The 20773-nt window shown below is 42.4% G+C and carries 14 protein-coding genes and 1 pseudogene; 14 read left to right on the forward strand and 1 reads right to left on the reverse strand.

Going from position 1 to position 20773, the window contains the following annotated elements:
• The first annotated feature begins 285 nt into the window (after positions 1-285).
• The 11 genes from rpoB to MK480_RS02980 all read left to right on the forward strand — a co-directional run bounded on the left by rpoB (position 286) and on the right by MK480_RS02980 (position 15850).
• Positions 286-3897: a DNA-directed RNA polymerase subunit beta gene (gene rpoB, locus MK480_RS02930; RefSeq protein WP_033682367.1), complete on the forward strand. Its 3612-nt coding sequence runs from the start codon at positions 286-288 to the stop codon at positions 3895-3897.
• A 32-nt stretch (positions 3898-3929) separates the two neighbouring features.
• Positions 3930-7607, forward strand: coding sequence for a DNA-directed RNA polymerase subunit beta' (rpoC, locus tag MK480_RS02935; protein ID WP_033685568.1), 3678 nt, complete (start codon positions 3930-3932; stop codon positions 7605-7607).
• A 108-nt stretch (positions 7608-7715) separates the two neighbouring features.
• The gene (gene ndk / locus MK480_RS02940; protein WP_084928885.1) at positions 7716-8138 is read left to right on the forward strand and encodes a nucleoside-diphosphate kinase; all 423 of its coding nucleotides are present in this window, start codon (positions 7716-7718) and stop codon (positions 8136-8138) included.
• Positions 8139-8270: 132 nt separating this feature from the next.
• Positions 8271-8900 carry a competence protein gene (locus tag MK480_RS02945; RefSeq protein WP_261122149.1) on the forward strand — a complete coding sequence of 210 codons (630 nt, stop codon included), beginning with the start codon at positions 8271-8273 and terminating at the stop codon, positions 8898-8900.
• A gap of 95 nt (positions 8901-8995) precedes the next feature.
• Entirely contained in the window at positions 8996-9439 is a 444-nt protein-coding gene (tsaE, locus tag MK480_RS02950; RefSeq protein WP_020902717.1) for a tRNA (adenosine(37)-N6)-threonylcarbamoyltransferase complex ATPase subunit type 1 TsaE, read from the forward strand.
• Positions 9429-9947 carry a GNAT family N-acetyltransferase gene (locus MK480_RS02955; protein ID WP_261126525.1) on the forward strand — a complete coding sequence of 173 codons (519 nt, stop codon included), beginning with the start codon at positions 9429-9431 and terminating at the stop codon, positions 9945-9947. The genes tsaE and MK480_RS02955 overlap by 11 nt, the downstream gene beginning before the upstream one ends.
• Before the next feature lie 7 nt (positions 9948-9954).
• Entirely contained in the window at positions 9955-11010 is a 1056-nt protein-coding gene (gene lytR, locus MK480_RS02960; protein ID WP_084925604.1) for a glycopolymer--peptidoglycan transferase LytR, read from the forward strand.
• A gap of 77 nt (positions 11011-11087) precedes the next feature.
• Positions 11088-12344 carry a competence/damage-inducible protein A gene (locus MK480_RS02965; protein ID WP_268707167.1) on the forward strand — a complete coding sequence of 419 codons (1257 nt, stop codon included), beginning with the start codon at positions 11088-11090 and terminating at the stop codon, positions 12342-12344.
• Positions 12345-12398: 54 nt separating this feature from the next.
• Positions 12399-13565, forward strand: coding sequence for a recombinase RecA (recA, locus tag MK480_RS02970; RefSeq protein WP_268707168.1), 1167 nt, complete (start codon positions 12399-12401; stop codon positions 13563-13565).
• 101 nt (positions 13566-13666) lie between these two features.
• On the forward strand, positions 13667-15037 hold the full coding sequence (locus MK480_RS02975) for an MATE family efflux transporter (protein ID WP_261126527.1): 1371 nt from the start codon (positions 13667-13669) through the stop codon (positions 15035-15037).
• Between the two features lie 96 nt (positions 15038-15133).
• The gene (locus MK480_RS02980) at positions 15134-15850 is read left to right on the forward strand and encodes a YebC/PmpR family DNA-binding transcriptional regulator (RefSeq protein WP_000532882.1); all 717 of its coding nucleotides are present in this window, start codon (positions 15134-15136) and stop codon (positions 15848-15850) included.
• A 49-nt stretch (positions 15851-15899) separates the two neighbouring features.
• Here the strand turns inward: MK480_RS02980 and MK480_RS02985 are convergent.
• Positions 15900-16545: pseudogene (locus MK480_RS02985) on the reverse strand (DUF4190 domain-containing protein).
• Between the two features lie 213 nt (positions 16546-16758).
• Here MK480_RS02985 and MK480_RS02990 point away from each other — a divergent pair.
• The 3 genes from MK480_RS02990 to MK480_RS03000 are packed head-to-tail and all read left to right on the forward strand — an operon-like array spanning position 16759 to position 20723.
• Positions 16759-17220 (forward strand): MarR family winged helix-turn-helix transcriptional regulator, encoded by a 462-nt coding sequence (locus MK480_RS02990; protein ID WP_268707169.1) that lies wholly within the window; start codon positions 16759-16761, stop codon positions 17218-17220.
• Positions 17204-18973 carry an ABC transporter ATP-binding protein gene (locus MK480_RS02995; protein ID WP_084928789.1) on the forward strand — a complete coding sequence of 590 codons (1770 nt, stop codon included), beginning with the start codon at positions 17204-17206 and terminating at the stop codon, positions 18971-18973. Before MK480_RS02990 ends, MK480_RS02995 begins: the two co-directional genes overlap by 17 nt.
• Positions 18963-20723, forward strand: coding sequence for an ABC transporter ATP-binding protein (locus MK480_RS03000; protein ID WP_268707170.1), 1761 nt, complete (start codon positions 18963-18965; stop codon positions 20721-20723). The genes MK480_RS02995 and MK480_RS03000 overlap by 11 nt, the downstream gene beginning before the upstream one ends.
• Positions 20724-20773 lie beyond the last annotated feature (50 nt).

Below are 20773 nucleotides of genomic sequence, written 5' to 3' on the forward strand. Positions count from 1 at the left end.
CCTTGAACAATCTAGCTAAATAGGGTATAATATGAGTAATCATTTGTCGTAGGTTTTGTCTGAAATATTGTCCAGACAAGACTCACAGCAGTTAAATCTTCTGAAAAAGTCAGATTTAGCTGCTCTTTTTGTGCTTTTTTTCAGGATTTTGAGTACTTGTAACAAAGACTTAAAGATTCTGAAAATTTATCAAAGGGACACGGTGATAGGGGTTTTTAAAACCATATGACGATTAGAAAAGCCTGATTGACAAGGCTTGGAACTTATTTACAAAGGAGAATCATCTTGGCAGGACATGACGTTCAATACGGGAAACATCGTACCCGTCGTAGTTTTTCAAGAATCAAAGAAGTTCTTGACTTACCAAATTTGATTGAAATTCAAACTGACTCATTCAAAGATTTCCTAGACCATGGTCTTAAGGAAGTGTTTGAAGATGTATTGCCAATTTCAAACTTCACAGACACAATGGAGTTGGAATTTGTTGGATATGAAATCAAGGAACCAAAATACACGCTAGAAGAGGCTCGTATCCACGATGCTAGCTACTCAGCACCAATTTTTGTAACCTTCCGCTTGATCAATAAAGAAACAGGCGAAATCAAAACTCAAGAAGTTTTCTTTGGTGATTTCCCAATCATGACAGAAATGGGTACTTTCATCATCAATGGTGGTGAACGTATCATCGTATCTCAGTTGGTCCGCTCACCAGGTGTTTACTTTAACGATAAAGTTGATAAAAACGGTAAAGTGGGCTACGGTTCAACTGTTATCCCTAACCGTGGAGCTTGGTTGGAACTTGAAAGTGACTCAAAAGATATCGCCTACACTCGTATCGACCGTACTCGTAAGATTCCATTTACGACATTGGTTCGTGCGCTTGGTTTCTCAGGTGATGATGAAATCTTTGATATTTTTGGTGACAGCGAATTGGTTCGCAACACTGTTGAAAAAGATATCCATAAGAACCCAATGGACTCTCGTACCGACGAAGCCTTGAAAGAAATTTACGAACGTCTTCGTCCAGGTGAGCCTAAGACTGCTGAAAGCTCACGTAGCTTGCTTGTGGCTCGTTTCTTTGATCCACGTCGTTATGACTTGGCAGCTGTTGGTCGTTACAAAATCAATAAAAAACTCAATGTTAAAACACGTTTGCTCAACCAAACCATTGCAGAGCCATTGGTAGATCCTGAAACTGGAGAAATCTTGGTAGAAGCTGGAACAATCATGACTCGTAGTGTGATTGAAAGCATTGAAAGCCATTTGGATGGTGATTTGAATAAGATTGTCTACATTCCAAATGATGCAGCCGTTGTGACTGAGCCTGTTGTTCTTCAAAAGTTCAAGGTTGTTGCACCAACGGATCCAGACCGTGTTGTAACCATCATTGGTAATGCCAATCCAGATGACAAGGTTCGTATCGTCACTCCTGCAGATATTCTTGCTGAGATGAGTTACTTCCTCAACTTGGCTGAAGGACTTGGCCGTGTAGATGATATCGACCACCTTGGGAACCGTCGTATCCGTGCGGTTGGTGAATTGCTTGCCAACCAAGTACGTCTTGGACTTTCTCGTATGGAACGTAATGTCCGTGAACGTATGTCTGTTCAGGACAACGAAGTCTTGACACCACAACAAATTATCAATATCCGTCCTGTAACAGCTGCGGTTAAAGAATTCTTTGGTTCATCACAGTTGTCACAGTTCATGGACCAACACAACCCGCTTTCTGAGTTGTCTCACAAACGCCGTTTATCAGCCTTAGGACCTGGTGGTTTGACACGTGACCGCGCTGGATATGAAGTACGTGACGTGCACTACACTCACTACGGCCGTATGTGTCCAATCGAGACACCTGAAGGACCTAACATCGGTTTGATCAATAACTTGTCATCTTACGGACACTTGAATAAGTATGGTTTTGTTCAAACACCATACCGTAAGGTTGACCGTGAAACAGGTGTTGTTACCAACGAAATCGTTTGGTTGACAGCCGATGAAGAAGATGAATTTACTGTAGCACAGGCTAATTCTCGTCTGAATGAAGATGGAACATTTGCTGAGAAAGTTGTCATGGGACGTCACCAAGGGGTCAACCAAGAGTATCCAGCTAATGTTGTTGACTATATGGACGTATCACCAAAACAGGTAGTTGCCGTTGCGACAGCATGTATTCCTTTCTTGGAAAACGATGACTCCAACCGTGCCCTTATGGGAGCCAACATGCAACGTCAGGCTGTGCCGTTGATTAATCCTAAAGCACCTTACGTTGGTACTGGTATGGAATACCAAGCAGCCCATGATTCAGGAGCTGCTGTGATTGCTCAGTATGACGGTAAAGTTACTTATGCAGATGCTGACAAGGTAGAAGTTCGTCGTGAAGATGGTTCATTGGACGTTTACCACATCCAAAAATTCCGTCGTTCAAACTCAGGTACTGCCTACAACCAACGCACTCTCGTAAAAGTTGGCGATGTCGTTGAAAAAGGCGATTTCATCGCTGACGGACCTTCTATGGAAAATGGAGAAATGGCGCTTGGACAAAACCCAATCGTTGCCTACATGACTTGGGAAGGTTACAACTTCGAGGATGCCGTTATCATGAGCGAACGCTTGGTGAAAGACGATGTCTACACATCTGTCCACCTTGAAGAATACGAATCAGAAACACGCGATACAAAGCTTGGGCCTGAAGAAATTACTCGTGAAATTCCAAACGTTGGGGAAGACGCTCTTAAAGACCTTGACGAAATGGGTATTATCCGTATCGGTGCTGAGGTTAAAGAAGGGGATATCCTTGTAGGTAAAGTAACACCTAAGGGTGAGAAAGACCTTTCAGCTGAAGAACGTCTCTTGCACGCTATCTTTGGAGACAAGTCACGTGAAGTGCGTGATACTTCTCTTCGTGTACCACACGGTGCTGATGGTGTCGTTCGTGATGTTAAGATCTTTACACGTGCAAATGGAGATGAGCTGCAATCAGGTGTTAACATGCTGGTTCGCGTCTACATCGCTCAAAAACGTAAGATTAAGGTTGGAGATAAGATGGCCGGACGTCACGGAAATAAAGGGGTTGTCTCTCGTATCGTGCCTGTAGAAGACATGCCTTACCTTCCAGACGGAACTCCAGTCGACATCATGTTGAACCCACTTGGGGTGCCATCACGTATGAATATCGGTCAGGTTATGGAGCTCCACCTTGGTATGGCGGCTCGTACTCTTGGTATTCACATCGCAACACCAGTCTTTGACGGAGCAAGTTCTGAAGACCTTTGGTCAACTGTTAAAGAAGCAGGTATGGATAGTGATGCCAAAACAATCCTTTACGATGGCCGTACTGGGGAACCGTTTGATAACCGTGTTTCTGTCGGGGTCATGTACATGATCAAACTCCACCACATGGTTGATGATAAATTGCACGCGCGTTCAGTCGGACCATACTCAACCGTTACCCAACAACCACTCGGAGGTAAAGCTCAGTTTGGTGGACAACGTTTCGGTGAGATGGAGGTTTGGGCTCTTGAAGCCTACGGTGCATCAAATGTTCTTCAAGAAATCTTGACTTACAAGTCTGACGATATCAATGGACGTTTGAAAGCTTATGAAGCTATTACAAAAGGAAAACCAATTCCAAAACCAGGTGTTCCAGAATCCTTCCGAGTTCTTGTCAAAGAATTGCAATCACTTGGTCTTGACATGCGTGTTCTTGACGAAGATGACCAAGAAGTGGAACTTCGTGACTTGGATGAAGGAATGGACGAAGATGTCATCCACGTAGATGACCTTGAAAAAGCCCGCGAAAAAGCAGCCCAAGAGGCTAAAGCAGCTTTTGAAGCTGAAGAAGCTGAGAAAGCAACAAAAGCGGAAGCAACAGAAGAAGCTGCTGAACAAGAATAAGCAGTTCGCTTAGAATAGAAAGGGAAGAAATAGTGGTTGATGTAAATCGTTTTAAAAGTATGCAAATCACCCTAGCTTCTCCAAGCAAAGTCCGTTCATGGTCTTATGGAGAAGTCAAAAAACCTGAAACAATCAATTACCGTACTTTGAAACCAGAACGTGAAGGACTCTTTGATGAAGTTATCTTTGGTCCTACAAAAGACTGGGAATGTGCTTGTGGTAAGTACAAACGCATTCGTTACAGAGGAATTGTTTGTGACCGTTGTGGGGTTGAAGTAACGCGTACAAAAGTTCGTCGTGAGCGTATGGGGCATATCGAATTGAAAGCTCCTGTATCTCACATCTGGTACTTCAAGGGGATTCCAAGCCGTATGGGCTTGACCCTTGATATGAGCCCTCGTGCCCTCGAGGAAGTTATCTACTTTGCGGCTTATGTGGTGATTGATCCTAAGGATACACCACTTGAGCACAAGTCTATCATGACAGAGCGCGAATACCGTGAGCGCTTGCGTGAGTATGGCTATGGATCATTCGTTGCCAAGATGGGTGCCGAAGCCATCCAAGACCTTTTAAAACAAGTAGATCTTGAAAAAGAAATTGCTGAACTCAAAGAAGAGTTAAAAACAGCTACTGGACAAAAACGTGTCAAAGCTATCCGTCGTTTGGATGTTTTGGATGCCTTTTACAAGTCTGGAAATAAACCTGAATGGATGATTCTTAACATCCTTCCAGTTATTCCACCAGATCTTCGTCCGATGTTGCAGTTGGATGGTGGCCGTTTTGCCTCATCTGACTTGAACGACCTTTATCGTCGTGTTATCAACCGTAACAACCGTCTGGCTCGTTTGCTTGAGTTGAATGCACCAGGTATCATCGTTCAAAATGAGAAGCGTATGCTTCAAGAAGCGGTTGACGCTTTGATTGACAATGGTCGTCGTGGTCGTCCAATCACAGGACCAGGTAGCCGTCCATTGAAATCATTGAGCCACATGCTTAAAGGTAAACAAGGACGCTTCCGTCAAAACTTGCTCGGTAAACGTGTTGACTTCTCAGGACGTTCCGTTATCGCCGTTGGTCCAACGCTTAAGATGTACCAATGTGGTGTGCCACGTGAAATGGCGATTGAGCTCTTTAAACCATTCGTTATGCGAGAAATCGTTGCCCGTGATATTGTGCAAAACGTCAAAGCTGCTAAACGCTTGGTCGAACGCGGAGATGAGCGTATCTGGGATATCCTTGAAGAAGTGATCAAAGAACACCCAGTACTTTTGAACCGCGCACCTACCCTTCACCGTTTGGGTATCCAAGCCTTCGAGCCAGTCTTGATTGATGGTAAGGCTCTTCGCTTACATCCGCTTGTCTGTGAAGCCTACAATGCCGACTTTGACGGGGACCAAATGGCCATCCACGTACCGCTTTCAGAAGAAGCCCAAGCAGAAGCTCGTATCTTGATGCTAGCTGCTGAGCACATCTTGAACCCGAAAGATGGTAAACCAGTTGTTACTCCATCTCAGGATATGGTTTTGGGTAACTACTACTTGACCATGGAAGAAGCTGGTCGTGAAGGTGAAGGAATGGTCTTCAAGGACCGTGATGAAGCGGTTATGGCTTACCGTAATGGTTATGTTCACCTTCACTCACGTGTTGGTATTGCAACAGACAGCCTCAACAAACCTTGGACAGAAGAGCAAAAACACAAGGTCTTGCTTACAACAGTTGGTAAAATCCTCTTCAACGACATCATGCCAGAGGGTCTACCATACTTGCAAGAACCAAACAATGCCAACTTGACAGAAGGCGTTCCAGCTAAATACTTCTTGCCACTTGGTGGAGATATCAAGGAAGCTATCAGCAATCTTGAACTTAACCCTCCTTTCAAGAAGAAAAACCTTGGAAATATCATCGCTGAAATCTTCAAACGTTTCCGTACGACAGAAACTTCTGCCCTACTTGACCGTATGAAGAACCTCGGTTACCACCACTCAACTCTTGCAGGATTGACAGTGGGTATTGCCGATATCCCAGTCGTTGACGACAAGGCTGAAATCATTGAAGAATCACACAAACGTGTAGAACAAATCACCAAACAATTCCGTCGTGGTATGATCACAGATGACGAGCGTTACAATGCTGTTACAGCTGAATGGCGTGCTGCCCGTGAAAAACTTGAGAAACGCTTGATTGCCAACCAAGATCCTAAGAACCCAATCGTTATGATGATGGACTCTGGAGCCCGTGGTAACATCTCAAACTTCTCACAGCTTGCCGGTATGCGTGGTCTGATGGCTGCTCCGAATGGACGTATCATGGAATTGCCAATCCTTTCAAACTTCCGCGAAGGTTTGTCAGTACTCGAAATGTTCTTCTCAACTCACGGTGCGCGTAAAGGTATGACCGATACGGCCCTTAAGACAGCCGACTCAGGTTACTTGACACGTCGTTTGGTTGACGTTGCCCAAGACGTTATCATCCGTGAGGACGACTGTGGAACTGACCGTGGTCTCTTGATCCGCTCTATCGCAGAAGGAAAAGAAATGATCGAGTCACTCGAAGAGCGTCTCAATGGTCGTTACACTAAGAAAACTGTTAAACATCCAGAAACTGGTGCAGTGATTATTGGTCCAAATGAGTTGATTACAGAAGACAAGGCGCGTGAAATTGTTAATGCTGGTGTGGAAGAAGTGACTATCCGCTCTGTATTTACATGTAACACTCGTCATGGTGTCTGTCGTCACTGTTACGGTATCAACTTGGCGACTGGTGATGCGGTTGAAGTTGGTGAAGCAGTTGGTACAATCGCTGCCCAATCTATCGGGGAACCTGGTACACAGCTTACAATGCGTACCTTCCACACGGGTGGGGTTGCCTCAAATACCGATATCACTCAGGGTCTTCCTCGTGTCCAAGAAATCTTTGAAGCCCGCAATCCTAAAGGGGAAGCGGTTATCACAGAGGTTAAAGGACAAGTTACTGCTATCGAAGAAGATGCATCAACTCGTACTAAGAAAGTCTTTGTTAAGGGTGAAACTGGCGAAGGTGAATACGTCGTTCCATTTACAGCTCGTATGCGTGTTGAAGTTGGAGACCAAGTAGCGCGTGGTGCTGCTCTTACAGAAGGTTCTATCCAACCAAAACGTCTCCTTGCAGTTCGTGATGTCTTGTCAGTTGAAACTTACCTTCTCGGTGAAGTACAAAAAGTTTACCGTAGCCAAGGGGTAGAAATCGGTGACAAACATATCGAGGTAATGGTTCGTCAAATGATCCGTAAAGTCCGTGTCATGGATCCAGGTGACACAGATCTTCTCATGGGTACCCTCATGGATATCAATGACTTTACAGATGCCAACAAAGATGTCCTTATTGCAGGTGGAGTTCCAGCGACAGGTCGCCCAGTTCTTATGGGAATTACCAAAGCCTCACTTGAAACAAATAGTTTCTTGTCAGCGGCTTCCTTCCAGGAAACAACTCGTGTCCTTACTGATGCGGCTATCCGTGGTAAGAAAGACCATCTCCTTGGACTTAAGGAAAATGTTATCATCGGTAAGATCATCCCAGCTGGTACTGGTATGGCCCGTTACCGTAACCTTGAACCACATGCTATCAACGAAGAAGAATACCTTAATCCTCCAGTAGAGGAAGAAGGGGATGAAGAAATAACAGAAGTAGTTGTGGATACTGCCGTTGAAACTGTGGAAGAAACAGTAGAATAAAAGAGAATGAGAGAACCCTCGGGTTCTCTTTCTCTTTTCTGAAAATTTTCTCCATTTTTCCATGCAATGTGGTAAAATAAAAGAAAGAAGCTGACAAAGGAGACGGGTATGGAACAAACATTTTTTATCATTAAACCAGACGGTGTAAAAAGAGGATTAGTGGGTGAGGTGTTGAAACGCATTGAACAACGTGGATTTACAATCGAAAAATTGGAGTTGCGTTCACAGGTTTCAGAAGAGTTGATTGATCAGCACTATCAGGACTTGGTTGGTCAAAGTTTTTACCCACCGATTCGTGAATTTATGACTTCAGACCCTGTTCTTGTGGGTATCATTTCAGGCCCCAAAGTAATCGAAACTTGGCGGACTATGATGGGTGCGACTCGTCCAGAAGAAGCTTTACCAGGAACTATTCGAGGTGATTTTGCAAAAGCTGCTAGTGAAAACCAAGCTATCCAAAATGTTGTACATGGTTCAGATTCAGAAGAGTCAGCTAAGCGAGAAATTGCTCTTTGGTTTGACGGAAAGTAGTAAAAGTTTGATGTAAGGGTTACTTGCATCAAACTTTTTTGCATTTTAGAGTAGAAAACTGACAGTTGAGAAATATTCTAGCAATGGTGAGGATTTCTAGCATATAATAAGAGCAAGTAGGGAGGAAGAATGATGGAAAAAATGAAAAAGCAAATTCGTGTTTTGTTATTGTTTACGATTTTTGGTATTAGTAGCTGTTCTTGTTTAAGTTTATCGACTTGGGCCTTGATGTTAAATCAAAACTGCTTCTATTATCTAGTTGGCATGTTGCTCCTTGCCAGTATTGGGGCAGGGATAAACTACTATAGTGGACAGCGAAATCAATCTTACTCAGTTTTTAAGGAAGATAAGCAACAATTCTTGTATAGTCTCTTGCTCTTAGTAAATATTTTGGGTTTAGCTTTAATTGTCATAGAACATATCCTTGCAGGAAATACATCCGTAGAAGGATTTGTGGAAGCCTTTCTTCCGAGTTTCTTTTTCTTATTTGGTATTGATTTGTTAGTTTTTCTGCCGATTAAGAAGTATGTAAATGGAGTGAAAAAGTTTTTGGGAAAGAAAGAAATCTGTTTTATTAGTGGACTAGCTATTCTAATCTTTCTCAGAAATCCTTGGATGCTATTATCCATGACCTTTTATATTGCCTTGGGAATGCTTTTTCTAGGACTGTTGGTGCCAAAAGTCATTCGCTGGGAAGTTTCATTTTACAGTCATTTGATGAGGGATATCTTGTTAGTCGTTTTCTTGCTGTTTCTATTTTAAGAACAAAAAAAGAGATAGTTCTAGTTTTACAATTTATAATATGGAATTCATAGATAATATCTCGACAAAGAGCAACTTTTTGGTATAATAGAAACATGTACACTAAAAACGAAGAAGAGTTACAGTCCTTAGGTGAACGTTTGGGCTATTTATTAGAAAAAAATGACGTCTTAATTCTAACTGGTGAACTTGGAGCAGGCAAAACGACCTTTACAAAAGGTCTTGCTAAAGGATTACAGATTACTCAGATGATTAAGAGTCCAACCTACACTATCGTAAGAGAGTATGAAGGTCGTCTTCCTCTTTATCATTTAGATGTTTACCGCATTGAGGGGGATGCTGATTCTATTGATTTAGATGAGTTTCTCTTTGGTGGCGGCGTGACTGTCATCGAGTGGGGACATCTTTTAGGTGATGTCTTACCAGATACCTATTTAGAATTGGAAATTCTAAAAGAAGAAGACGGTCGCAGATTAAACTTCAAAGCCAAGGGTTTGCGTGCAGAAAAACTCTTAAAGGAGCTTCAACATGGAGTATGAGTTGCTCATTAGGGAAGCAGAAGTTGAAGATGCGGCTGAATTAGTGGCCTTTTTAAATCGTGTCAGTGTAGAAACAGATTTTACCAGTCTGGATAGGAATGGCATTTTGATGACAGATACTGAGATGGAGTTGTTTTTGGATAAACAGGCTCACTCGGAAAATCAAATCACTTTACTGGCCTTGCTGAATGATGAAATTGCGGGTCTTGTAAATATCACAGCTGATCAACGCAAGAGAGTTCGGCATATTGGAGATCTCTTCATTGTGATTGGTCAGAAATATTGGAATAATGGATTGGGAAGTTTGTTGATAGAAGAAGCGATAGAGTGGGCACAAGCTAGTGGTATTCTTCGTCGACTTCAACTAACTGTCCAAACTCGTAATCAAGCTGCAGTTCATCTATATCAAAAATATGGCTTTGTAATTGAAGGTAGACAAGAGCGCGGTGCGTACATAGAAGAAGGGAAATTTATCGATGTTTACTTGATGGGTAAACTGATAGATTAGTAGAAATATGGTTAAAAAAATTATTGGAATGGTGCTAGCTTTTCTAGCTGTGACAGTTTTGGGTGTGGGTGTCTTTGCTTATACCATTTATCAGCAAGGTACACAAACCTTATCAAAAACCTATAAAAAGATTGGGGAAGAAACCAATGTTATTGAGGCGACTGAACCCTTAACGATCCTTTTAATGGGGGTTGATACTGGAAACGTTGAACGAACTGACCCTTGGGAGGGGAATAGTGATTCTATGATTCTCTTGACGGTTAATCCGCATACGAAAAAGACTATGATGTTGAGTTTAGAGAGAGATATTTTGACGAAAATTCAGCATAAAGATGGTCAAATCGAAGAAGCGAAACTGAACGCAGCTTATGCTGGAGGAGGTGCAGAATTAGCTATCTCAACGATTCAAAGGATGATGAATATCCATATTGACCGCTATATTATGGTCAATATGCAAGGTTTGCAACAATTGGTAGATGCAGTGGGCGGGATTACGGTTAATAATACACTAGGTTTCCCGATTTCTATCAGTGACCAAGAGGAATTTAACACCATTTCTATCGGTGTTGGAGAGCAGACAATAAATGGAGAAGAAGCGCTTGTTTATTCTCGCATGCGCTACCAGGATCCAGAAGGGGACTACGGACGTCAGAAGCGTCAGCGTGAAGTCATTCAAAAGGTTGTTGAAAAAGTTCTTAGCTTGAATAGTGTTAGTCACTATCAATCTATCCTAAAAGCCTTAAGTACCAATATGCAGACTAATATTGATCTATCTGCGAAAAGTATTCCAAGCTTGTTAGGTTACCAGGACTCGTTTAAAACGATTGAAACTCAACAATTACGAGGAGAAGATGCCGAATTGCAAGGGACATCTTATCAAATTGTAACTGCTAACCATTTGTTAGAAATCCAGAATCTTTTGAGAACCTCACTTGATAAACCGAAGGTGACAGAGTTAGAGACAAATGCTGTCTTATATGAAGATATTTTCGGAAATCGAAATAATACCGGTTTGGGAACAGGTATGATTAATAATACAATAAATCAAGAAGATGTAGAATAATCTATTTTATAGTTAAAATCGTGGGAAATTTCCTGCGATTTTTTCAAAAAAATACGAATAGATAGGTAGGAGGAAACATGAAAGCAGAAATCATTGCTGTTGGAACAGAGATTTTGACAGGACAGATTGTCAATACCAATGCTCAGTTTTTGTCGGAAAAACTAGCAGAGATTGGGGTAGATGTATATTTTCAGACGGCTGTAGGAGACAATGAAGCTCGTCTCTTATCCCTGCTTGAGATTGCCAGTCAACGTAGCAGCCTGCTGATTTTGACAGGCGGTTTGGGGCCAACTGAGGACGATTTGACCAAACAAACCCTGGCTAAATTCTTAGGGAAAAAATTAGTCTTCGATCCTCAGGCACAGGCGAAGTTGGATGTCTTTTTTGCCCAGAGACCAGACTATGCCCGAACACCGAATAATGAAAGACAAGCTCAACTTGTAGAAGGGGCGACTCCGCTGCCAAATGAAACAGGACTGGCTGTGGGAGGAATATTAGAAGTCGAAGGAGTGACCTACGTTGTCCTTCCTGGTCCGCCAAGTGAATTGAAACCCATGGTTTTAAACCAACTTCTACCCAAGTTGATGACAGGAAGCAAGCTATATTCCCGAGTTCTTCGTTTCTTTGGGATTGGCGAAAGCCAGCTGGTTACGATTTTAGCTGATTTGATTGACAATCAAACAGATCCAACCTTAGCCCCTTATGCCAAGACAGGAGAAGTTACTCTGCGTCTGTCAACAAAAGCTAGCAGCCAAGAAGAGGCGAATCAAGCGCTGGATATCTTGGAAAATCAAATCTTGGACCGCCAGACTTTCGAAGGAATTTCTTTACGAGACCTTTGTTATGGTTATGGGGAAGAAACTAGTTTAGCTAGCATTGTGGTAGAAGAACTGAAAAGGCAAGGGAAAACCATCACGGCTGCAGAGAGCTTGACGGCAGGTCTTTTCCAAGCTAGGGTAGCGGATTTTTCGGGTGCTTCAAGTATATTTAAGGGTGGTTTTGTAACCTATAGCTTGGAGGAAAAATCAAAGATGTTGGATATTCCTGTCAAGGATTTAGAAGAACATGGTGTGGTGTCTGAATTTACAGCTCAAAAGATGGCTGAGCAGGCACGAATCAAGACCCAGTCTGATTTTGGCCTTAGTTTGACTGGAGTGGCAGGACCAGATAGCCTCGAAGGACACCCGGCTGGAACAGTCTTCATAGGCTTGGCACAGGAGCATGGAACTAAGGTCATCAAGGTTAATATTGGAGGTAGAAGTCGAGCAGATGTACGTCACATTGCGGTTATGCATGCCTTTAACCTAGTTCGCAAGGCTTTATTAAGTGACTAACTTTTGATATAATAGTAGATAGGTCTGAGGACCATTAGAATGTAGGAGAATAGAATGGCGAAAAAACCAAAAAAATTAGATGAAATTTCAAAAAAATTCGGGGCAGAACGTGAAAAAGCCTTGAATGACGCTCTTAAACTGATTGAGAAAGACTTTGGTAAAGGATCAATCATGCGTTTGGGTGAACGTGCCGAGCAAAAGGTGCAAGTGATGAGCTCAGGTTCCTTGGCTCTTGACATTGCCCTTGGTTCAGGTGGTTATCCTAAGGGACGTATCATTGAAATCTATGGGCCAGAATCATCTGGTAAGACAACGGTTGCCCTTCATGCAGTTGCGCAAGCGCAAAAAGAAGGTGGTATTGCAGCCTTTATTGATGCAGAACATGCCCTCGATCCAGCTTATGCTGCGGCCCTTGGTGTCAATATTGACGAATTGCTCTTGTCACAACCAGACTCAGGAGAGCAAGGTCTTGAGATTGCAGGAAAATTGATTGACTCAGGTGCTGTAGATCTTGTCGTGGTCGACTCAGTTGCTGCCCTTGTACCTCGTGCAGAAATTGATGGAGATATCGGAGATAGCCACGTTGGTTTGCAGGCTCGTATGATGAGCCAGGCTATGCGTAAGCTTGGTGCTTCTATCAATAAAACCAAAACTATTGCCATCTTTATCAACCAATTGCGTGAAAAAGTTGGAGTCATGTTTGGAAATCCAGAAACAACTCCTGGTGGACGTGCTTTGAAATTTTACGCATCAGTGCGTTTGGATGTTCGTGGAAGCACACAAATCAAGGGAACTGGTGACCAAAAAGATACTAATGTTGGTAAAGAAACTAAGATCAAGGTCGTGAAAAACAAGGTGGCTCCACCATTTAAGGAAGCCTTTGTTGAAATCATGTACGGAGAAGGAATTTCTAAGACTGGTGAGCTCTTGAAAATCGCAAGCGATTTGGATATCATCAAAAAAGCAGGAGCTTGGTATTCTTACAAGGATGAGAAAATCGGGCAAGGTTCTGAAAATGCTAAGAAATACTTGGCAGATAACCCAGAAGTCTTTGATGAGATTGACCATCAAGTCCGTGTTCAATTTGGTTTGATTGATGGAGATGAAGCTTCTGTAGAAGGTGTTGAAACTAAAAAAGATGAAGCAGTTCAAGCAGATTCTGTGAATGAAGAAGTTACACTTGACCTAGGCGACGAGCTTGAAATCGAAATTGAAGAATAAGCTGTTAAAGTAGTGGAGAAATTCACTGCTTTTTCATTGCCTAGTTCTGGCATAGTTTGCTGTTTCTTGTCGCTCCTTTAGAAAGCTGATATAATAGCCTTATGAATAAAAAACGAACAGTGGACCTGATTCATGGTCCTATTCTTCCTTCGCTTTTGAGTTTTGCCTTTCCAATCTTGCTGTCCAATATTTTCCAACAGCTCTATAATACTGCTGATGTCTTGATTGTTGGACGTTTTCTTGGTCAAGATTCCTTGGCTGCGGTTGGGGCAACAACTGCTATTTTTGATTTGATTATAGGCTTTACGCTTGGTGTTGGTAATGGAATGGGGATTGTCATTGCCCGCTATTATGGGGCTAGGAATTTCACCAAAATCAAGGAAGCGGTAGCAGCTACCTGGATTTTAGGTGCTCTTTTGAGTATTGTAGTGATGTTGCTGGGCTTTCTTGGTCTGTATCCTCTTTTGCAATACTTAGATACTCCTGCAGAAATCCTTCCTCAGTCCTATCAATATATTTCTATGATTGTGACCTGTGTCGGTGTCAGCTTTGCTTATAATCTCTTTGCAGGTTTGTTGCGGTCCATTGGGGACAGTCTAGCAGCCCTTGGATTTCTGATTTTCTCTGCTCTGGTTAATGTGGTTCTGGATCTCTATTTCATTACGCAATTGCATCTGGGAGTTCAATCTGCAGGCCTTGCTACCATCATTTCGCAAGGCTTATCAGCGGTTCTCTGCTTTTATTATATCCGTAAGAGTGTGCCAGAACTTTTGCCTCAACTCAAGCATTTCAAATGGAACAAGGCTTTGTACGCTGATCTCTTGGAGCAAGGTTTAGCTATGGGTTTGATGAGTTCAATTGTATCGATCGGCAGTGTGATTTTACAGTCTTCTGTTAATACCTTTGGTGCAGTGATTATTAGTGCCCAGACGGCAGCTCGACGCATTATGGCTTTCGCCCTTCTTCCCATGACTGCTATTTCTGCATCAATGACGACCTTTGCTTCTCAGAATCTAGGAGCTAAGCGACCAGACCGCATTGTTCAAGGACTTCGAATCGGCAGTCGTCTAAGTATATCCTGGGCAGTTTTTGTTTGTATCTTCCTCTTTTTTGCCAGTCCAACCTTGGTTTCCTTCTTGGCTAGTTCGACAAATGGTTACTTGATAGAAAATGGAAGTCTGTACTTGCAAATCAGTTCAGCCTTTTATCCTATTTTGAGTCTCTTGTTGATTTATCGCAATTGTTTGCAGGGTTTGGGGCAAAAAATCCTTCCTCTGGTTTCTAGCTTTATCGAACTAATCGGGAAAATCGCTTTTGTGGTTTTGATTATCCCTTGGGCAGGATATAAGGGAGTTATCCTTTGCGAACCCTTAATCTGGGTTGCCATGACCATTCAACTGTATTTCTCACTGTTTCGTCACCCCTTGATAAAAGAAGGCAAGGAAATTTTAGCAACTAAAGTGCTATCCTAGTTGTATTTACTGAATAAAATCCATTTCCTCTAGTGAAAATCGAAAAAACTTGTGTTATAATAAGAAAGATTAAAATGTGAAAAAAGGAGATTCCTAATGGGACGTAAATGGGCCAATATCGTAGCCAAGAAAACGGCTAAAGATGGAGCTAACTCTAAAGTATATGCAAAATTTGGTGTAGAAATCTATGTAGCAGCTAAAAAAGGTGATCCAGATCCAGAATCAAACTCAGCCTTGAAATTCGTTATCGACCGTGCTAAACAAGCCCAAGTGCCAAAACACGTTATCGATAAAGCTTTGGACAAGGCTAAAGGAAACACAGACGAAACCTTTACAGAAGGACGTTACGAAGGTTTTGGACCAAATGGTTCTATGCTGATTGTTGATACTTTGACTTCAAATGTCAACCGTACAGCGGCTAATGTCCGTGCAGCCTTTGGTAAAAATGGCGGAAACATGGGCGCTTCAGGTTCAGTTTCATACCTCTTTGACAACAAGGGAGTTATCGTATTTGCAGGTGAAGATGCGGACGCGGTCTTTGAGCAATTGCTAGAAGCAGATGTGGATGTGGATGATGTAGAAGCAGAAGAAGGGACAATCACAGTTTACACAGCTCCAACTGACCTTCATAAGGCTATCGTTGCCCTTCGTGAGTCAGGTATCGAAGAATTCCAAGTGACTGAATTGGAAATGATTCCTCAGTCAGAAGTGGAATTGTCAGGCGATGATCTTGAAACCTTTGAAAAACTTTACAGCGTTCTTGAAGACGACGAAGACGTACAAAAGATCTACACAAACGTAGATGGATTCTAATAGAAAAACGAACAGTTTTACTAGCTGTTCGTTTTTTTGATATTTGAACTTAGAATCTGGTTTCAGAATCGTTTTGTTGATTGCTTTTTCTAGACCTAGACCGACTGATGTTTTTGGACGAGCAAGAGCTCTCCATTGTCCTGTTTTGCAAAAGTTAAGGTAACAGTCTTGATCTTTTCTCCGATGGAGATATAGGTGATTTTTTTCGTATCGTAACCCCCAAGAGTGAAGTCAAACTCGGAATCTGGCTTTCCGTGTTTGTTGATAATATCCTTGTAGTTGGTACCACCTTTTCCTTTGTTGTCAAGGTCACCTTCGATTAAGGCGTCGAACTGTTCTTGGGTCCAGGTGAAGGTATCGTCTGTCAAGCCACTTTCTTCTTCGCGTTCCATTGAGGCACTCGTATCCATGTAGGAACGGTTAAACTCCTTGGCATACTCTTTGTAGACATCAGCGTATAGTACCTGAGTCGTAAAGAAAAGTACAACAGAGGCAACTGCCAGGGATGTTCCGATAATAGCCATTTTTTTCCGTTTTTTGAGGTTGACGATAAGGCCGATAATTCCCAAGATAAATGCGACGATGGCGATGAACAACGATGGATAGTTAATAAACGGGATCCAGGATCCTAAAAGTGCGATGGCTCCAAAAATGGTTGCTAAGATTCCTAAAACTCTTTGTTCTTCTGGTTTCATTTGAAAGTTTTCTTCCTTCATTAAGTGAATGGATTTCTATCCACAGTAGTAAGTGCTTATTATATAAAAAATATTGCCTAATGTCAATTTAAACTAAGATAGTTCTCATGGAAACTTTTTCTTGACATCTCTTTTTAAAGTGGTAAAATAGTTCTCATGGAAACTTATTTAGTTCCTAGGAGAACTAAATGTGATAGTTAGAAAGGAGTTAGTATGGATAAACCGATGTTAGTCTTTAAGCGTTTTGGTCATCAGATTCACCTGATGGTGCAAAAGGAAGCCAAACGTTGTGGTATTGAATTTATGGGTGGGCCTCAAGGGCAGGTTCTGCATTTTTTAGATCATTGTGAACAAAAAGAGGAACTGGTCCTGATTAAGGATATCGAGCAGGAACTCAATATTACCAAGTCTGTTGCTAGTAATTTGGTCAAGCGTATGGTGCAAAATGGTTTGGTGGAATTGGAGGCGAGTCCTAGCGATAAGCGGGCAAAATTTGTTCATTTGACGGACAAAGCACGTTCTCAGATGCAACAGGTTAAGTCTTTTTTTGAACGAATAGACAAGCAGTTGATGGCAGACATTGATGAAGATGAATTACTGATTTTTGAGAAAGTCCTCAATCAACTACAGGAAAATATCAAGAGAATAGGAGGAGATAATGAAGAAATTAGCTAAACGAATTAGTAGAAAAGAATGGGGGATGATTTTACTAGCCATTCTCTTTACCTGCTTTTCAGTCTACCTAGAGTTGGAAGTTCCGACCTATATCTCGAAAATTACGGATTTGCTGGGAAGTCAAGGAACCAACTTGGATGAGTTATGGCAACCAGCAGGTATGATGGTCGGAATGTCTTTTTTTGCCTTCTTATCCGCAGTCGCAGTTGGATTTTTTGCATCCCGAGTGGCGGCTTCTTATACTAGTAGGCTGAGAAGTGATATTTTTAACCGAGTTTTGGATTACTCGCAGACAGAGATTAAGAGATTCTCTATTCCCAGTCTTTTAACTCGTACTACCAATGACATTACTCAAGTTCAGATGTTGATTACCATGGGCTTGCAAGTAGTTACGCGTGGTCCGATTATGGCTATCTGGGCTATCGGGAAGATTTTAGGTCATTCAGAATACTGGCTCTGGGCCGTACTTGTGGCAGTGATTGTCAACGTTCTGATGACGACTGTTTTGATGACGCTAGCCTTTCCAAAACAGTCCTTGATTCAGGGGCTGACTGATAAACTGAACAGTATCACTCGTGAGAGTTTAACAGGTATTCGCGTCGTTCGCGCCTACAATGCTGAAGAATACCAAAATGAAAAATTTGCAGCAGCAAATGATGAATTGACACGCTTGAATTTGTTTGTCAACCGTCTTATGGCTATTTTGAACCCTATCATGATGGGAATTTCAAGTGGTTTGAGTGTGGCGATTTACTGGATTGGGGCCTATGTGATTAACGACGCTGCTCCGATAGCACGTCTGCCTCTCTTTAGTGATATGATTGTTTTCATGTCTTATGCCATGCAGGTTGTCATGGGCTTCCTTCTCATGGGAGCACTCTTCATCGTTCTTCCCCGAACTATAGTCTCTGCTAAGCGCATTAATCAAGTTTTAGATTTGCATTCTTCTATCCAAAACCCTGCTCAAGTGCAGCTGGCTGATGAAAACCTCAAAGGTCAGGTCGAATTTAAGGATGTGACCTTCCGATATGCGGCAAATTCGGAGGCGGTTATTGAGAATGTTAGCTTTAAAGCAGAAACTGGTCAAACAGTGGCCTTCATTGGGTCAACGGGTTCAGGTAAATCAACTCTGGTCAATCTGATTCCACGTTTCTACGATGTGTCAGCAGGAGAAATCCTGGTAGACGGTGTCAATGTTCAAGACTATGACTTGAATGATTTGCGCAACAAGGTTGGTTATATTCCTCAGAAAGCGATTCTCTTTTCAGGGGATGTCAAGGGCAATCTAGACTTTGGACAAAGTCAAGAAACACCGCTTAGTGAGCAGGCTATGTGGCAAGCTTTGGAATTGGCCCAGTCTAAGAACTTTATCGAAGACAAGGAAGCGGGCTTAGAGTCAGAAGTGGCCCAAGGAGGAACCAACTTCTCAGGTGGTCAAAGACAGCGTCTGGCCATTGCGCGTGCCTTGGCTCGGAATCCAGAAATCCTCATCTTTGATGACTCCTTCTCAGCCTTGGACTACAAGACAGACCGTGTCCTACGCCAAGAGCTAGCAGAGAAAACAAAACCTATGACCAAGCTTATCGTCGCTCAGCGAATTTCTACAATTATGGATGCTGATTTGATTTTGGTCTTGGATCAAGGAAAAGTCGTGGGACAAGGCACCCACAAGGAACTTCTAGCTAATAACGAAGTTTACCAAGAAATTGCCTATTCACAACTATCGAAGGAGGAATTGGAACATGGAAAATAAGAAAATGTCTCTTTGGAAACAGAGTAAACCCTATCTTGCAGGTCTCCAGTTTGCCCTTCTAATCGCCTTTCTAGCAACAATCTTATCCAATATCATTACTGTATATGGCCCGACCCGCATCAAGGAAATGACTAATATTATTGCCAGTGGTCTGGAAACAAGTGTGGATGTCGCGGCGGTTGCAGCTATTGGTGGTTTTTTGGCCGTCATTTATGTGATCGGACTTCTATCAAATTATTTGCAGGCCTTTCTGTTTACAACAGCTATTCAACGTTTTTCAGAGCGTTTGAGAACAGCCATCGCAGAGAAAATTAATCGCCTTCCATTGGGATATTTTGATGGACATTCTCAAGGAGATACCTTGTCTCGTGTGACCAATGACGTTGACACTGCAGCCCAGTCTCTCAATCAAAGTCTGGGAACAGTTCTTTCATCCACTTTACTGGTCTTGGCAGTCTTGGTAACCATGTTTGGGATGAACTGGATTTTAGCCTTGGTGACGGTTGTTTCAACTCTTGTTGGTTTTGTTTTCGTGTCCGTCTTTATGGGCAAATCACAGGGCTTTTTTAAGAGTCAGCAACAAGATTTGGCAGCTGTCAATGGCTATGTGGAGGAAATGTACTCTGGCCATAATGTGGTGACCAGTTACAATGCTATCGAGAGCACGAAAGAAGAGTTTGCGAAATTAAACAATCGTCTGTATGATAGTATCTGGAAATCTCAATTTATTTCAGGGATTATGATGCCGATTATGATGTTTATTGGGAACTTTAGCTATGCCTTGGTGATTATCGTTGGTGCAGCCTTGGCCTTAAATGGGCACATCAGTATCGGGATTATCGTTGCCTTTATGGCCTACGTTCGTATCTTTTCTCAGCCCCTTTCACAAATTGCCCAAGGGGTTACTAGTCTTCAGCAGGCTAGTGCAGCCATGGGACGTGTCTTCGAATTCCTAGCTGAAGAGGAAATGGAAGACGAATCCCATAAAGAAAGACAATTGAGCGATATGAAAGGTCAAGTAGTCTTTGATCGAGTCTCCTTTGGTTATACACCAGAGCGAACCATTATTCATGACTTTTCTGCGACCGCTCATGCAGGTCAAAAGGTTGCCATTGTCGGACCGACTGGGGCTGGTAAGACAACTATTGTCAATCTTTTGATGAAGTTCTATGAGATTGATAAGGGAAGTATCCGTATCGATGGTGTGGATACCAAGGATATGAAGCGTTCGGAAGTACACGATGCCTTTTCAATGGTCTTGCAGGATACTTGGCTCTTTGAAGGTACTATCCGAGACAATCTCATCTATAACCAAGAGGGGATTAGTGATGAGCGCGTGATTGAAGCCAGCAAGGCTGTAGGGATTCACCACTTTATCATGACACTACCAGATGGTTACGATACCGTCTTGGATGATACAGTGACCTTGTCTGTCGGACAAAAACAACTCTTGACTATCGCTCGTGCTTTGCTGAAAGATGCGCCACTCCTAATCCTAGATGAGGCGACTTCTTCTGTTGATACCCGTACAGAGGAATTGATTCAGAAAGCCATGGATCGTTTGATGGAGGGAAGAACTTCCTTTGTCATCGCTCACCGCTTGTCTACCGTCCGAAATGCTGATTTGATTCTTGTTATGAAGAATGGTAATATCATCGAGCAAGGAAATCATGATGAGCTGATGGCGCAAGCTGGTTTCTACGCTGACCTCTACAACAGTCAATTTACAGAAGACGAAGCAGAAGAATAAACCCAAAGAAGGCTTGACGGCCTTCTTTTTCTGCACTATACTAGAAGACA

Source organism: Streptococcus mitis (assembly GCF_026782895.1).
In the GTDB taxonomy this organism is placed as follows: Bacteria; Bacillota; Bacilli; order Lactobacillales; family Streptococcaceae; genus Streptococcus; species Streptococcus mitis_CB.